This window comes from Bergeriella denitrificans NBRC 102155, from assembly GCF_001592185.1.
Lineage (GTDB): Bacteria > Pseudomonadota > Gammaproteobacteria > Burkholderiales > Neisseriaceae > Neisseria > Neisseria denitrificans.
This window is the reverse complement of sequence record NZ_BCWL01000321.1, coordinates 1-1,404: the sequence shown is the minus strand read 5'-3', so window position 1 is coordinate 1,404 and position 1,404 is coordinate 1. Positions and strand designations below refer to the sequence as shown.

At 60.7% G+C, this 1,404-nt stretch carries 1 protein-coding gene; it reads left to right on the top strand.

The genetic code is table 11. The features are described from left to right. Positions 1–123: 123 nt before the first annotated feature. Positions 124–1,332: a DNA-processing protein DprA gene (gene dprA / locus BDE01S_RS10540; protein ID WP_066081335.1), complete on the top strand. Its 1,209-nt coding sequence runs from the start codon at positions 124–126 to the stop codon at positions 1,330–1,332. The last annotated feature ends 72 nt before the right edge of the window (positions 1,333–1,404 follow it).

The following is a 1,404-nucleotide window of genomic DNA, read 5'->3' as shown; positions in this document are numbered from 1 at the left end:
TTTTGCCGACTATATTTAGGAGAACAAACCTGCGGCCGGCCCGAAGCGGCGCGGTATCCGCAGGATTTTCAGACGGCTTGGGCATCAGGCCGTCTGAAAACAGGGGGAGGGCATATGGCCGTGATAAGCGATACCGAACGTTTGGCTTGGTTGGAGCTGGCGCTGACACCTTATGTCGGCTCGGAGCTGTTTCTCAAGCTGCTGCAGCATTACGGCAGCGCGGAAGCCGCATTGCAGGCGCCGCCGGCATTTATCGAACAGGCCGCGCGTCAGAAGCAGGCCGCCGCCGCGTGGTGCAATCCTGAGAAACGCGCTTTGGGCAAGGCCGCCGCCGAAGCCGCTTTGACGTGGGAAAGGCAGGAAGGCTGCCGCCTGATGATGCTGTGCGACGAAGATTTTCCCACCATGCTGGCGGAAGGCCTGACGCCGCCGCCCGTACTGTTTTTGCGCGGCAATCCCGCCCTGCTGCACCGCCCTTCGGTGGCCATCGTTGGCAGCCGCCATGCCACGCCCCAGGCGATGCGGATTGCGCGGGATTTCGGAGAAGCATTGGATGCACGCGGCATTACCGTGGTATCGGGCATGGCGGCGGGCATCGATTCGGCGGCGCATCAGGGCGCATTGCAGCAAAGCGGCGCAACGGTGGCGGTGTGGGGCACGGGCATAGACCGCATCTATCCGCCCGGCAACAAGCAGCTGGCCTACGACATCGCCGAGCGCGGCCTGATTGTCAGCGAGTTTCCTTTGAACACGCGCCCGCTGGCGGGTAACTTTCCCCGCCGCAACCGCCTGATTGCCGCCTTATCGCAGGCGGTATTGGTGGTGGAAGCGGCGGTAGAATCCGGTTCGCTGATTACCGCCAAACTTGCAGCCGATATCGGGCGGGAAGTGATGGCCGTGCCCGGATCGATTGACAATCCGCACAGCAAAGGCTGCCATAAGCTGATTAAAGAGGGCGCGAAACTGGTGGAGTGTTTGGAAGATATTGTGCAAGAATGCCCGCAGCTATTGCAAAATGCCCCCATATCATCATATTCTATAAATAAGCCGCGCCGGAAAGCCGCTGCAACCGCGCCGCTTTTTGCCGAAAAACGCGTCGAGCAGCCCCCGCATCCGCCCGCAGCAAGTGAAAGGCCGTCTGAAAAAGCGGCAGACGGGCATCAGGGCGAAGAAGCCTTATTGGCGGCAATGGGCTACGACCCCGTCCACCCCGATACCTTGTCGCAAAACACAGGGCTGGCGGCGGCGGACGTTTATGCCAAGCTGCTGGAATACGAATTGGACGGTACGGTCGCCGCGCTACCCGGCGGGCGCTATCAGCGTATCGGCTGAGTGGATGAAAACAATACAAGGCGGCAAGCCGCAGGCAGTATAAATAGTACAGGTCGGCGGACTTGTTGCTTT